At 40.2% G+C, this 14,372-nt stretch carries 14 protein-coding genes; 7 read left to right on the forward strand and 7 right to left on the reverse strand.

What is annotated here, in order from left to right; translation table 11 throughout:
• Positions 1-190: 190 nt before the first annotated feature.
• The 3 genes from MTF68_RS03700 to MTF68_RS03710 all read right to left on the reverse strand — a co-directional run bounded on the left by MTF68_RS03700 (position 191) and on the right by MTF68_RS03710 (position 4,002).
• Complete coding sequence (locus MTF68_RS03700) at positions 191-829, reverse strand: chloramphenicol acetyltransferase (protein WP_031289849.1); 639 nt, start codon at positions 827-829, stop codon at positions 191-193.
• A gap of 155 nt (positions 830-984) precedes the next feature.
• Entirely contained in the window at positions 985-2,025 is a 1,041-nt protein-coding gene (locus MTF68_RS03705; protein WP_024033350.1) for a Glu/Leu/Phe/Val dehydrogenase, read from the reverse strand.
• 450 nt (positions 2,026-2,475) lie between these two features.
• Entirely contained in the window at positions 2,476-4,002 is a 1,527-nt protein-coding gene (locus tag MTF68_RS03710; RefSeq protein ID WP_004589406.1) for a fumarate hydratase, read from the reverse strand.
• A 169-nt stretch (positions 4,003-4,171) separates the two neighbouring features.
• Between MTF68_RS03710 and pabB the strand changes: the two genes are divergently transcribed.
• From pabB to MTF68_RS03725, 3 genes are all read left to right on the forward strand, one after another.
• A complete protein-coding gene (gene pabB, locus MTF68_RS03715) occupies positions 4,172-5,518 on the forward strand; it encodes an aminodeoxychorismate synthase component I (RefSeq protein ID WP_248461690.1) in 1,347 nt (448 codons plus the stop codon).
• Positions 5,519-5,524: 6 nt separating this feature from the next.
• Positions 5,525-6,100, forward strand: a complete 576-nt coding sequence (locus tag MTF68_RS03720) for a CoA pyrophosphatase (protein WP_024032358.1) — start codon at positions 5,525-5,527, stop codon at positions 6,098-6,100.
• 102 nt (positions 6,101-6,202) lie between these two features.
• Complete coding sequence (locus MTF68_RS03725; RefSeq protein ID WP_004589403.1) at positions 6,203-7,579, forward strand: L-serine ammonia-lyase; 1,377 nt, start codon at positions 6,203-6,205, stop codon at positions 7,577-7,579.
• Between the two features lie 71 nt (positions 7,580-7,650).
• On the opposite strand, the gene cysB is transcribed toward MTF68_RS03725, so the two are convergent.
• Positions 7,651-8,628, reverse strand: a complete 978-nt coding sequence (gene cysB, locus MTF68_RS03730; protein WP_024032357.1) for an HTH-type transcriptional regulator CysB — start codon at positions 8,626-8,628, stop codon at positions 7,651-7,653.
• 293 nt (positions 8,629-8,921) lie between these two features.
• Between cysB and MTF68_RS03735 the strand changes: the two genes are divergently transcribed.
• The gene (locus MTF68_RS03735) at positions 8,922-9,680 is read left to right on the forward strand and encodes a hypothetical protein (RefSeq protein ID WP_064386676.1); all 759 of its coding nucleotides are present in this window, start codon (positions 8,922-8,924) and stop codon (positions 9,678-9,680) included.
• A 250-nt stretch (positions 9,681-9,930) separates the two neighbouring features.
• Here MTF68_RS03735 and MTF68_RS03740 read toward each other — a convergent pair whose 3' ends face one another.
• Positions 9,931-11,223 carry an NCS2 family permease gene (locus tag MTF68_RS03740; RefSeq protein ID WP_004589400.1) on the reverse strand — a complete coding sequence of 431 codons (1,293 nt, stop codon included), beginning with the start codon at positions 11,221-11,223 and terminating at the stop codon, positions 9,931-9,933.
• A 117-nt stretch (positions 11,224-11,340) separates the two neighbouring features.
• Between MTF68_RS03740 and MTF68_RS03745 the strand changes: the two genes are divergently transcribed.
• From MTF68_RS03745 to MTF68_RS03755, 3 genes are all read left to right on the forward strand, one after another.
• The gene (locus tag MTF68_RS03745; RefSeq protein WP_248461691.1) at positions 11,341-11,796 is read left to right on the forward strand and encodes a sel1 repeat family protein; all 456 of its coding nucleotides are present in this window, start codon (positions 11,341-11,343) and stop codon (positions 11,794-11,796) included.
• A 283-nt stretch (positions 11,797-12,079) separates the two neighbouring features.
• Positions 12,080-12,514, forward strand: coding sequence for a SulA-like leucine-rich domain-containing protein (locus tag MTF68_RS03750; RefSeq protein WP_024032354.1), 435 nt, complete (start codon positions 12,080-12,082; stop codon positions 12,512-12,514).
• Positions 12,515-12,556: 42 nt separating this feature from the next.
• Positions 12,557-13,036, forward strand: coding sequence for a YchJ family metal-binding protein (locus MTF68_RS03755; RefSeq protein WP_248461692.1), 480 nt, complete (start codon positions 12,557-12,559; stop codon positions 13,034-13,036).
• Positions 13,037-13,163: 127 nt separating this feature from the next.
• Here MTF68_RS03755 and MTF68_RS03760 read toward each other — a convergent pair whose 3' ends face one another.
• Positions 13,164-13,466: a DUF6172 family protein gene (locus tag MTF68_RS03760; RefSeq protein ID WP_004589192.1), complete on the reverse strand. Its 303-nt coding sequence runs from the start codon at positions 13,464-13,466 to the stop codon at positions 13,164-13,166.
• Positions 13,467-13,656: 190 nt separating this feature from the next.
• Positions 13,657-14,184, reverse strand: coding sequence for a VC2046/SO_2500 family protein (locus MTF68_RS03765; RefSeq protein WP_248461693.1), 528 nt, complete (start codon positions 14,182-14,184; stop codon positions 13,657-13,659).
• Positions 14,185-14,372 lie beyond the last annotated feature (188 nt).

Here is a 14,372-nt window from a genome sequence, read left to right on the forward strand (position 1 = left end):
AAAAGCGCGTTAATTAAAACTAAACAATAGCGTAAACAACGTAATAATACGTGCTAAAAAGCACCTTAAATAAGTCGCTAAAACTTAATGTCGTAAACGTATCAGCTAATCGTTACAAATTAACTTATATCGCCTATCTAACTAAAAATACTACCATAGCAAATAAATACATTGCATTAACTAAATTCAATTAATCTTTACAAAAGTCGTCAATATTGTTTTGTAATACGTTTATAAACGCTGCGACGTGTAAACCGTCCATTAGCGAATGATGCACATCAATCGAAAACGGCATTAGGCCCGTGGTTTTATCGTATTGACCAAACACAAATTTAGGAATACCTAAGCTTTTCCCTTCACTAAAGGCATGCGAAAAACTACTAAAATTAAGCCAAGGTAAAACCGATATATGTATCAAATCGGCCTGCCCTTCGGTTTGATTAAACGCCTGAGAAAATAACGGTTGAGATTTAGCATTGGCGCTTATCGCTGTGGCGTGCTGAGCAAATTCTTCAAGGCAAGGCGAATAATTAAAGTAACTAAATATAAACGAATCATCACTAGCAAGCTCTACCACACTGGCTCTTACTTGCTTTAATCGCCATGGACGGTCATTAATAATTCTTAGCATAATCGGGTTATAAGCGTGGCAAGCTTTTAATGTGGCATGCACATATGCTTGAAAAAAAGACAGTTTATTTTGTTTACAATATTCAAATAAAGGCTTGGCGTTAAGTGTTACGCACACATTAAAATATGGCTGGGTAAAGTTTTTAAATAATTCGAAGTGTTGTTGGCGAGGCCATGTATCAAGGTCGATGGGCTCCATTAAGGCGTTTGTATCAGTCATAATATCCATAAGCTTGTCGTTAACGATTAGGCCGCAATGCCTTTAGGGTCTTGGCCACAAAAACTACCACGCCACAGAGTATAAACAAAAAAGGCGTACCACTGTACGCCTTAGTTTAAATAAACGGGGTAAGTTTACAGGCCGTTTTGAATTATCTCTTGCGCTAACTCATCGGCAATCAAGTGCGTTGATTTTTGCTCTTTTTCACTACGGGTGAATATTTCGGTTAAGGTATCAAAAATACCTTCAACATGTTTATTAGACGCCGCCTCACTGTAGCCTTGTGGTGCAGTTTCGTAATACACATTAATAATGCCACCAGCGTTAATAACGTAATCGGGTGCATACAAAATACCTTTTTCACGAAGTACTTCACCGTGACGAGACTGCGCTAGCTGATTATTAGCACACCCAGCAATAATGGTTGCCTTAATACGTGCAATGGTTTCATCATTAATGGTGGCACCTAATGCACAAGGTGCGTATACATCAACATCAAGGTCGTAAATTTCATCAATACCCACTGCCGTAGCACCAAAGTCATTTACTACGCGCTCTACAGCATCTTGATTGATATCTGTTACAAATAATTTTGCACCAGCTTGGGCTAAATGCTTACATAAACCATAGGCGACTGCACCTAAACCTTGTACCGCCACTTTAATGCCCGCAAAATCTTGATGCCCACGTTGGTGCTGTAATGCCGCTTTAATTCCTAAAAACGTACCGTAAGCTGTAAAAGGTGACGGATTACCGCTTTTTCCTTCCAAGCCCAGCACATAATTCGTTTCTTTATTCATTAATGCAACGTCATCACATGTAATGTTTACATCTTCGGCAGAATAGTAACGGCCATTTAATCGCTCTAATTGGCGACCAAAAGCTCGAAATAACTGCTCTGACTTAATCTCTTTTGCATTGCCAATTATAACTGATTTACCACCACCAAACGGTAGGCGAGCAACCGCATTTTTATAGGTCATCCCTTTAGAGAGACGTAAAACATCGTAAACGGCATCTTCATCGTTGGCATAGTCCCACATTCTACAACCACCAACAGCAGGGCCAAGGTTAGTATTATGTACGGCAATAATTGCTTTTAAACCTGACGCTTCGTCAGAACAAAAAACCACTTGTTCGTGGTTATCAAATTCAGCTTGATTAAACACAGCCACTGTAATTACTCCAAAATAGTTTACCCGTGAGAGGGATGAGCGCTGGAAATTGACGAAACTTTACCACTTCATTTTTAAGGGTGCCACATAATGAGAAGTTAAACCCGTAAAAAGCCAGCCTTGTGAATTAATAAATCTAAATAACAACAAAATACGGATATAAAATTCAATAAAAGGCATATAAATTAAATTTAAAGCTAACAACACCGTTAAAAAGCGCCTTCACATTTACGTGAACGTAAAGGTAATACCAAGTGTAAACCTTGTATTACACAGTTCCCCTCCCAGCAAAGTCGCACAGTGTATAGGTTTATGAAGAAAAAAGCAGATTTACCACAACTGGTCTGAGGTGTTTATTTGAAGGGGCAATTTGCGCTTTTTTAATATTTCATAAAACAAATACAAAAAAAGCGAGCCTAAGCTCGCTTTGTTATTAGATTACGTAAACCTTTATTTAAGCTTGCCGTCTAGCTCTTCAATTTTAGCTTTCCAAATTGCAGGGCCTTGCGTATGTGCGTTAGCACCTTCGCTGTCTACGGCAACCGTAACTGGCATATCTTCTACTTCAAATTCGTAGATTGCTTCCATACCTAAATCTTCAAAGGCAACCACGCGTGCTTTTTTAATTGCTTTAGATACTAAGTATGCCGCACCACCTACAGCCATTAAATAAACCGATTTATGCTCTTTAATCGACTCAACTGTAGCAGGACCACGCTCAGCTTTGCCTATCATGCCTACAATGCCGGTTTTTTCTAGCATCATATCGGTAAATTTATCCATACGTGTTGCAGTAGTAGGGCCTGCAGGGCCTACAGCTTCATCACCTACAGCATCAACTGGACCAACGTAATAAATAAACTTATTATCAAAATCAACGCCCTCAGGTAAACCTTCACCTGAATTGATCATATCTTGTAAGCGTTTATGAGCAGCATCACGGCCTGTTAAAATAGTGCCTGAGAGTAAAACAGTTTCTCCCATTTTCCACTCGCGGGTATCTTCTTTAGTTAACGTATCTAAATTAACACGGCGAGTTCCTTCACCTACTTCAAACGTCACTTCTGGCCAGTCTTCTAGTTTAGGTGCTTTTAAATCTGCAGGGCCTGAGCCGTCTAGTGTAAAGTGTACGTGGCGCGTAGCAGCACAGTTAGGGATCATCACAACAGGTTTTGATGCCGCATGCGTAGGCGCTGTTTTTACTTTAATATCAACAACCGTTGTTAAACCACCTAAACCTTGCGCGCCAATACCTAGCTTGTTAGCACGTTCAAAAATTTCTAAACGCAGTTTTTCTTCCGTTGTTTCTGCACCGCGCTCCATAAGCTCATGAATATCAACCGGGTCCATTAACGACTCTTTTGCCATTACCGCTGCTTTTTCGGCGGTTCCACCAATGCCTATACCTAGCATGCCTGGCGGGCACCAACCAGCGCCCATTGTCGGTAGCGTTTTTTCTACCCATGCAGCTACATCGTCAGATGGGTTTAGCATAACCATTTTACTTTTGTTCTCTGAGCCGCCGCCTTTCGCTGCAACCATTACTTCTACTTCGCCGCCCGCCACTAAATCGATGTGCACAACTGAAGGGGTATTATCTTTAGTGTTTTTACGTGTGCCAGCAGGGTCAGCCACAATAGAAGCTCGTAGTGGGTTATCTGGATTTAAATATGCGCGACGTGTGCCTTCATCAACCATTTGTTGTACGGTTAAATCTGTTTTATCCCACTTAACATCCATCCCTACTTTTACAAAACAGGTAATAATACCCGTGTCTTGACACAATGGACGCTTGCCTTCAGCCGACATACGCGAGTTAATTAAAATTTGCGCGATTGCATCTTTTGCAGCCTTGCTTTGTTCTTTGTTGTAGGCTTTTTCTAGCGCTTGAACAAAATCAAGGGGATGATAAAAAGAGATATATTGCAACGCATCTTCAATGCTATCAATAAAGTCTTGCTGACGGATTGTACTCATAGTGGTTCCTTAAGTTAGCGTTACGCTTAAGCGTAATCTATACCAAACCGGTGACGGTGGTTTGCACTGTTTTAATTACAACGTAGATTTGATACTAAACGCTGCCAAAAAAATTTGACTTATGATACCCTCCCAGCCCGTTTCGAGCCAGTTCTTAAAGGGGCAGTAAATGCTAAACAATGAAAAAAATTGTGTAAAATTAGCTATAACACAAAACTGCATTGATGTTTTCGCGCATTTTGCGCATTTACCCTATGCCGTATTACTAGACTCAGCCAATAGCGAGCACATAAATAGTCGCTTTGATATTATTGCGATAGAGCCTCACGCTATTTTAGAAGTAAACAATAATCAAAGTATATTTAATCAGCAGCTTGACTCGCGTAGCCCCTTTACAATAATGAACGAAGAACTAAGTAAACTTAGCGCGCAAAAAGCCGCTAATAACCTGCCTTTTAACGGCGGCTGGCTTGGTTATTTTGGTTACGATTTAGGGCGTATTATTGAGCACATGCCACGCACGGCAAAACACGATATAACATTGCCACAAATGGCCATTGGCCTTTATTTAGATGCGCTGATATTTGATAAACACCAGCAAAGTTGGTTTTACGTTTCCCAACCTGAGGTGAACCGTTTAGCGCTTTACCAGCAGTATTTAGCAAACGATGCAGCGCCTGCACAGTTTTCGCTCACCAGCGCTTGGCACTCAAATATGAGTGAGCATGAATACGCTGACAAATTTGCGCAAATACAAGATTATTTAAAAAGTGGTGATTGCTATCAAATCAACCTAGCACAGCGCTTTAGTGCCGGTTTTAAAGGCGACCCTTTCCAAGCCTACAAAGTATTACGTGAGGCTAATAAAGCGCCATTTTCTAGCTTTATTAACCACCCACGTGGCGCCATTTTATCAATATCGCCAGAGCGCTTTATTGCAGTTCACGACAATATAGTTGAAACAAAACCCATCAAAGGCACTTTGCCACGCATGGCAGATGCAATCGCCGACCAACAGCAAGCCAGAGCCCTTGAAAACTCAACTAAAGACCGCGCAGAAAATGTAATGATTGTTGATTTACTGCGTAACGATTTAGGTAAGGTTGCAAAACCTGGCTCTGTAAAGGTGCCCTCACTTTTTGCTATTGAGAGCTTTCCGGCAGTGCATCACTTAGTGAGTACCGTAACGGCAGAACTGGATGAGAGCAAAACGTGTGTTGATCAACTTGAAGCAGCATTCCCCGGTGGGTCAATCACTGGCGCGCCTAAGATTAGAGCTATGGAGATAATTGAAGAGCTAGAGCCTCATAGGCGTAGTATTTACTGTGGCTCTATAGGTTATTTAAGCGCCTGCGGTAATATGGACACCAGTATTACAATCCGTACATTGGTTTGTCATAACGAACACATTTATTGCTGGGCCGGTGGTGGTATTGTCGCTGATTCTAAAGTCGAATTGGAATACCAAGAAACATACGATAAAGTGAATAAAATACTTCCTTTATTAAAACAGTAGAACGCTTTGAATAGTGAACATATTATGGCGCGGTTTCAGCTAAGCCCTACTGCCGCGCCAAATCAAATAAAAGATACCCGTAAAAAGCGTGCCAGTGCGGTTATGCTGCCTATTATTGATGTTGATAACCACGCGCATATTTTATTGTGCAAACGCCCTACTTATTTACATCATCACCCTGGGGAAATTTGTTTACCCGGCGGTAAGTTTGAGCAAAGCGATAAACACCTGCGCACCACAGCGCTTCGAGAACTACACGAAGAGCTTAATATAGCGCCAAGTAATGTTAAAGTGCTCGGGCAGCTGCCACAATACTCTACCCTAACTGGCTTTAGCATTAGCCCATTTGTGGGTTTACTTGGTGAACACACAGTATGGGAGAACGATTATAATGAAGTGCAAGCTAGCTTTTTACTGTCGCTTACCCAGCTTTCAAACGAGGCCAATTGGCAGCCCATTCCTTTTCAACGTTTTGGCAAAACCATCACCTTGCAAGGGTTTAGTACACCGCACGGATTACTGTGGGGAGCAACGGCTAGCATTATAAAAAACTTTACAAAACAGCTTGCCCTACCAGTGTAAAACTTACGGCCAAATAGTTACATAATATAGAATTAACGTTATGATACTCGACCGTTCAAAGAACAGCTTTCGGGCTGAGTAAATAAAGTAGAGACCCATAGTATGATCAGTGCATTTGATATGTTTAGCATTGGTATTGGCCCATCGTCGTCACATACCGTTGGCCCAATGCGTGCCTCGCGCTTATTTGTTAATGACCTACAAGAGCAACAACTTTTAACCTCTGTTACCGATATAAAGGTAGAGCTTTATGGCTCACTGGGTCAAACCGGCGTAGGCCATGGCTCTGGTAAAGCCGTTATATTAGGGCTTGCCGGCTACGACCCAGAAACAATAGATGCCGATTTAGTTGACGATATCCTTGCCACCATTGAAAAAGAGCAAGTGATATACCTCAACCAAACCCATAAAGCGAACTTTCCTAAGCAAGGGGCTATTGTTTTTCATCGTCGCAAAACCTTACCTAAGCACTCTAATGCAATGGAAATTATTGCCTCAAACAATGGCGAAAAAGTATATAGCAAAGTGTACTACTCTATTGGCGGCGGCTTTATTGTTACCGATGAAGAATTTGAAAACGAAAAACAAGCAGCCCTTGATATACGCGAACAAAACCCGGCTCCTTACCCGTTCGAAAGTGCAAAAGATTTACTAGAGCTGTGTAAAGAATCAGGCTTTAGTGTATCTACTTTAATGATGCATAACGAAAAAACGCTGCGCAAAGAAGACGATATTAAAGACGAGTTGTTTAATATTTGGCAAGTAATGAAAGCCTGTATTGAACGTGGCATGCGCACCGAGGGAATTTTACCAGGTGGTTTAAAAGTTAAACGCCGTGCACCTAGTTTGTATTTAAAGCTAAATGTAGAAGTGAGTAATGACCCACTCAGAGCAATGGATTGGGTGGATTTATTCGCCTTGGCTGTAAATGAAGAAAATGCCGCAGGTGGGCGCGTAGTCACGGCGCCAACAAATGGTGCTGCGGGTATATTGCCGGCCGTTTTAATGTACTACCACACATTTATTAAAGAAGTGGACCGCGACATAGCCACACGCTATTTATTAACCGCAGCGGCGATTGGTATTTTATACAAAAAAAATGCCTCTATTTCGGGCGCAGAAGTAGGCTGCCAAGGTGAAGTAGGTGTTGCCTGTTCAATGGCCGCTGGCGCACTCACCGAAATTGTTGGTGGTAATGTAGTACATGTTGAAAACGCCGCCGAAATAGGCATGGAGCATAATTTAGGCCTAACTTGCGACCCTGTAGGCGGATTGGTACAAGTACCGTGTATTGAGCGCAATGCCATGGGCGCCATTAAAGCAATTAATGCCTCTCGCCTAGCAATACGTGGCAGTGGCGAGCAAAAGGTGTCGCTTGATAAAGTGATTAAAACCATGCTCGATACCGGTAACGACATGAAAACCAAATATAAAGAAACCGCCCGCGGTGGATTAGCGGTAAACATTATTGAATGTTAAGCGTATAAAAACAAAAAACCGCGTATTTTAGCAATACGCGGTTTTTTAGTATTTATATAGTTAAAGTCTTACTATTTTACCGGCAGTTCTATGTCGGCAAATAACGCATCAACATCTTCTTGATTACGTAATAAGCTTGCTCGCTCTACTCGCTCTTTAGTTAAATGCGGGGCAAAACGCTCAATAAAATCATACATATAAGTACGTAAAAAACTGCCCTTTCTAAAGCCAATTTTAGTTGTGCTAGCTTCAAATAAATGACTGGCATCAATACACACTAAATCTGTGTCACTTAATTGATCAACGGCCATTGAAGCGACTACACCTACACCTAGCCCTAACCTTACATAAGTTTTAATTACATCGGCATCGGTTGCAGTAAACACAATGTGCGGCTCAAGGCCGTGCGCGTTAAATGCTTTATCAAGCTCAGAGCGCCCAGTAAACCCAAATACATACGTAATAAGCGGATACTGCGCTATATCGGCAACGGTTAAATTGTCGGCCTTTTGTGCTAGAGGGTGATCTTTTGCCACCACAATGCTGCGGTTCCAATGATAGCAAGGCAGCATAACTAAATCTGAGTATAAATGAAGTGCTTCAGTTGCAATGGCAAAGTCTGCGTCACCGCGCGCTGCCGCATCAGAAATCTGTTGTGGTGTACCTTGATGCATATGCAGCGAAACTGCTGGGTATTTTTTCATAAAGCCCTGAATAACACTTGGCAAAGCATAACGAGCTTGAGTATGTGTAGTGGCTATATTTAGTTTACCCTGATCAGGCAGCGTATGCTCATTAGCAACCGCTTTTATACCTTCGACTTTAGATAAAATTTCGCGAGAAATGTTAATTATTTCTTCGCCGGCACCTGTAACATGCGTTAAATGCTTACCACTGCGGCCAAAAATTTGTACACCTAGCTCATCTTCAAGCATGCGCACTTGTTTAGATATACCAGGCTGTGAGGTAAATAAACTCTCAGCAGTTGCTGATACGTTTAGCTTATGGTTTTGAACTTCTACGATGTATCTAAGTTGTTGTAATTTCATGGTTGCAGTTTTTAACGTTATTATTAAGCTTATATGATGGTAATACTAAGCAAAACCAAGTTTAATTTAGTTAAAACTTGGCAAAGTAAGCACGTATATTTTCATTATTTAAGCATTAAGGCTAGCATAATAAACCCGCTGCAGATAGCGATGTTTATTCAGGTTCAACTTATAATACATTATTCTTATATCTAATTTTTAACATATTTTTAAGTTAATCAGCGCAAAGCTACCCTCAAAGCATATATTTGATGTAATATAAAAAAATAGATTATGAATCCGAGAATTAAGCCATGATCGTTTCGATTATAATTGTGCTTATAGTGGCACTGATAGTGATTGCACTGTGGGTAAGCGCTGTACAGCAGCATAAAGAAAAGCAAGAAGTTGAACGTCGCAAAGAATTAACAAAACAAAAAGCGATAATTGAAGAAACCGAAGAAGCACTTATGAATAGCGCTAATATTCCGCTTTCTGAAAACATTATACGCGTTTTACAACGTAGATGTTACGAAGCACTAAACGCTATGGTGAACCATTCACCTAATTCTAAAGCATTAAAAAGCAGAATGAACGAAGCTAAAGAAAAGCTAAGTGGTGCTGTTCAAGGTAATAGCAGCGACAATTTATCGTTACCAAGTAACGATAAGCAGTTAGTCTCGTTAATTCAGGGCATAAAAAAGCTTAGAGTTATTATGCGCTCTGAGCACAGTAAAGGCCGTGTAGATAGCCAAGTATTTGCAGCAGAAGATAAGCGCCTAGAAAAGTTACAACTTAGAATTAATATAGAAAGCCAAATTAAACGCGGTTTATCTGCTCGCTCAGCGAGCATGGTGGGCTCTGCTAGGCAATATTTTGAAAAAGCCTATGCCACACTTAGTGCCGTTACCTATTCTGATGAATACGTAAACGCAAAACGCCAAGAAGTTGAAGCCTATTTAGAAGAAATAAGCACCGAACTAAAAGCATCAAATGCCACTGCCTTGAAGAAAAAAGCAGAAGCAGAGCAAGATGACTTAGACGTATTATTTGCACCTAAAAAGAAATGGTAATTTTAAATACCCAAAAGAAAGCCCATACATAATGTATGGGCTTTTTTGTATCTGTTAAGCTTTTACCAATGGGTAAATACTAACGTATTTTGAGGCACTACCTAGCGCTAACTACATTATAAACGCTCATTTACCACAACATAGATACGCAAGGTATAACAACGCAGCGGCATGAGCGATAGACACTAAATAATAAATGTTTACCCACCCTCAAACTAAGCCTCTTAGCTAAAAGAATGGGTATTAGCTATTACGATAAAAATGCAAACTTGATAATAAATAACGCTGTTAAAATCCACACGCTAATACTAACCTGATCGCGTTTACCACACAGTACTTTAACCGCAGTGTACGATATAAAACCAAGAGCAATACCGTGCGCAATAGAGAATGTAAGCGGCGTCATAAGTAGTACCACACTTACCGGAATTGCATCGCTCATGTCATCCCAGTTTACAAACTTAAGGTTTTGCAGCATTAATACCGCAACGTATAAAATAGCACCCGCTGTTGCATAAGCCGGCACCATTTGCGCAAGCGGCGCAAAAAACATCATTAGTAAAAAGCATATACCCACAACAACAGCTGTTAAGCCAGTACGCCCACCAACCGATACACCGGCCACAGACTCAATATAAGAAGTAGTGGTAGAAGTACCTAACATTGCACCCGCAATAGTAGCTGTACTATCGGCACTTAAAGCACGCCCTAAACGTGGCATATTGCCTTTTTCATCGGCTAAGCCTGCTTTTTGAGTTACAGCAACTAACGTGCCTGATGTATCAAATAAATCAACAAACAAAAACGCAAAGATTACACTCAGCATAGAAAGCTCAAAGGCTGCTGCAAAATCAAGTTGCATGAAGGTAGGTAAAATAGACGGTGGCATTGACATTACGCCGTGGTACTCAACTAAGTCGAGGCTTAACGCAATGCCCGTTACTAGCAAAATGCTAATAAGTACGCCGCTTTTTATATCACGATAAAGCAAAGCAGCAATGACAAAAAAGCTTAAAATAGCTAATAAAGGACCTGCCGAAGTAATATCGCCAAGCTGTACTAATGTAGCTGGGCTTGAAACAATAATGCCTGCATTTTTAAGCGCAATTAACGCTAAAAACGCACCAATACCAGTGGCAATAGCCTGCTTTAAAACCAGAGGGATAGCATTAATTATCCACTCTCTGACCTTAAACAAACTTAATATTAAAAATATACAACCAGACATAAATACCGCACCTAATGCAGCTTGCCAGCTATAACCCATGCCCAGTACAACACCGTAAGTAAAAAATGCGTTTAAACCCATGCCCGGCGCAAGTGCTAAAGGGTAATTAGCCCACAATCCCATAATAAAACAGCCAATAGCAGCCGCAATACAGGTAGCAACAAATGCAGCACCTTGATCCATGCCTGCTTCCGCAAGCATTGCAGGGTTTACAAATACAATGTAAACCATAGTAATGAAAGTAGTGATTCCAGCAATGCTTTCGCGTCGCACATTGGAGTTATTTTCGCGGAGTTTAAATAGAGCTTCGAGCATAATAGACTTGTGATAGTAAAAAGTGACGTGATTTTACCATAAAATTAAGTATAAACAGGACATTTTACCTTGCGATATACTAAACTGTTGACGTAGAAACTATAAAAAAGAAAATATATGAATAAGACTCAGCCTAGCGGACAAGACTTAGAGCAGCAATTAAACAATATTTTAAATTTTGTAACACAGCCTACAAACCACAGCGCTGAAAACAATAGTGATGTAAGTGAGCAAACAACACTTAACAAAGCACTGTATTATTTAAAGCATAACCAGGCACCGTTGGCAGCTAAGTGGATGCGCCTTGCCGCAATGGCCGGAAATCATCGCGCCCAGTTTTATTTAGGGTTATTTTTTGTCAAAGGCCAAGGCGTACCAAAAAGCGTATTTCACGCAGCAGCATGGCTGAGTTTAGCCAGCAGCCAAGGCTATGAACCGGCAACCGTTGCTTTAAATGATTTAAGAAAATATATCGACACCAAACGTCTTAAAGACGCTCAGTGCTATGCAGCCAGTTTGTATGAGCAAATCCACCAAATTCAGTTTGCCCACTTAATCCCAAAAAATAACTAACTACTGTATAGCTAACAGCTAAGCACTGTAAAACACACTAAAATAACTGTATAGCCATCCCTTAAGTACTGTATAACACTGCTACACTTTATACAGTACTGCAAACACCCTCAGCTTTCACTTGCACAGCACAAACTGTAACCAACTGTTTTTAAAGTATTATTTTTATTGTTTATTTTTTAAAACCATTAACTGTATAAAAAATAACAAAAAACGCTTGCACACAACAACTGTATAAACTACTGTATACATGTACTGTATATAAACCCAGTGAGTGAGACCTATGCTACAGCCAATTACCGTAAGAACCGTTAAAAGCTACCAACAACATGATGAAAGTGAGTCGGTAAACTTAATTAAAGTAGAAGATGAAATTTCTGCTACGTTTGAGATGCTAAAAGTGTTGCACCAATACAATAGCTCTAACGCGTGGACCTTACTGATTGCGCCCGACCATGTGCCTAGTAAAGCCTTGCTAGATAGCTGCTCTATAGATACCAGCAAACTGCTTGTAATAAGACAAAAGCATTTAGTAAATTTAGAGTATGTACTTAATTCAGCACTTCATAATGGGAACTTTGCAGCCATTATTACGTGGACAGATATAGTAAGTGAGCAGCAGCTTGTTAATTTATCGCTTAATTTAAACAAAAGAAGCGCTAAGCTATTTTGCTTTACTAAAAAAACCAGCACTACAGCAATATCACTTACTCAATAAGCTTGGTAAAATGCATTTTTAATTTATGTTAATTAGTATTTTATGAGTGTAACTAGTACTAGCGCTTGCTTATGCAACAGTCAGCTTAATTATGGGGACTGTTGCCAGCCTTATCATCTTGATATAAAAACCCCAGCAACACCTGAGCAACTAATGCGTTCGCGCTTTAGTGCTTATGCATTAAAAAATGCATCTTATGTATTTAAAACTTACGCCAAAGAAAAACAAGCACAAAACCCAGTAAATGAAATTGCTGACTTTGCCAATAGCTGCCGCTTTGTAAAATTAGTTGTGCGCGATACGCAGCAAAGTGATGAGCGAGGTTATGTTGCCTTTAACGCGTATTATTTTTACCAAAACTTATATTGTGAGTTAGATGAGAAATCAGACTTTATAAAAGAGGACGGTGAATGGCGTTATTTAGAGGGTATTATTAATCCGGCCGCCGATATAAAAGTTGACAGAAACGACCCCTGCCCATGTGCAAGCGGTAAAAAATATAAAAAGTGTCACAGTGTATAAAATAAGCTAAACACTTAGCATAAAATAGCTTTTTATTTAAGCGCTACTCTATACCACTAAACACGTTAATAACTGCCATAAACAAAAATGGACCATCTAGGTCCATTTTCTACAATATTGCTATTGGTTATTCATCATCATCTAGATCGAACGATTCACGCTGCGCAGGTCTAGCTAAAATCTCAACATAGAATGAAGTAAGCGCCTGCTTTTCGATTTCGCTGATCTTGTTGTTAATTTCAGCTACGTGAACAACTTCGGCATCATCGGCACTTGTGCCAAACTTACAGTCAAACGCCCAGTAATCAGCTTCAACAGGTAGCGTTTTATTGCGCTCTCTTTTCAAATATTTTTTCACTTCATGCTTTGCAGCATCAACCATACGAGGGTATTTGATTTTCTCATGATTTAGCGTGAATGTTTTCTTCATTACGTTCCTAATTACCTTGATTTAATGATAATGGCACTCAAGTCATACCATTTGCAGCCATTATAGCAATTGCATTTAATTTGTGGATGCTTTTTTTAAACAAAAAAAGAATTGTTCTATTTTATTGCATAACCGATTATTAAATATAAGGTGTTTTAGGCTTTTAAAACGCACAAGTGTTAAATTATTTTTATGCGTTAGCAACAAGCAATGGCTTATGTATAGCCTCATTAGTTAAATCGTCATAAAATGCTGCGGCGTCCATTTGTGGACTTGCAAGCGCGGTGTGCGTGTCATTTAAGCGCCTGCGTACTGATAGTTCACAATTATCGATTACTGTTAAAGGGATATGTAACTTGTCATCTCTAATCGCTAGTGGCTCAGGGTTTAAGCAGTGGCTTAATTTTATTGTTTTCATGCCCGCTTGCTCGCCTTGTTGAACAATCATCGACGCGTGCTCTTGCCCTATGGTCATATCAAATTTTTCGGGAGCTAATAATTGCTTTGGTCCAGCACCAAAGCGCTCCCTTAACTGCTCTTCGTCTACATAAGCACTATGCGTTTCACTTTTTGGCAAGTGAAATTGACTAAAATCCAGCGCATCGTGCGATAGCATCGCTAATAAAAGTGAGAATTCGCCTCTGCGATTTTCATGCACACTTTTATTTAGCCTGGTCTTTAGTTGACTCTCTGTGATTAACAAACCATCGATTTGCATAGTCTTTAGCCGATTATGATAACTGATAGATATTTATCGGCTTTATTTCAAATTTCTTTAGCTTTTTTCTTTACTTAAATACGCAGTTTGCTATTATCAGCGCCGTTGCATTGGAGGGGTTCCCGAGCGGCCAAAGGGATCAGACTGTAAATCTGACGGCTCAGCCTTCGCTGGTTCGAATCCAGCTC

The organism is Pseudoalteromonas sp. 2CM37A, from assembly GCF_023161885.1.
In the GTDB taxonomy this organism is placed as follows: Bacteria; Pseudomonadota; Gammaproteobacteria; order Enterobacterales; family Alteromonadaceae; genus Pseudoalteromonas; species Pseudoalteromonas atlantica.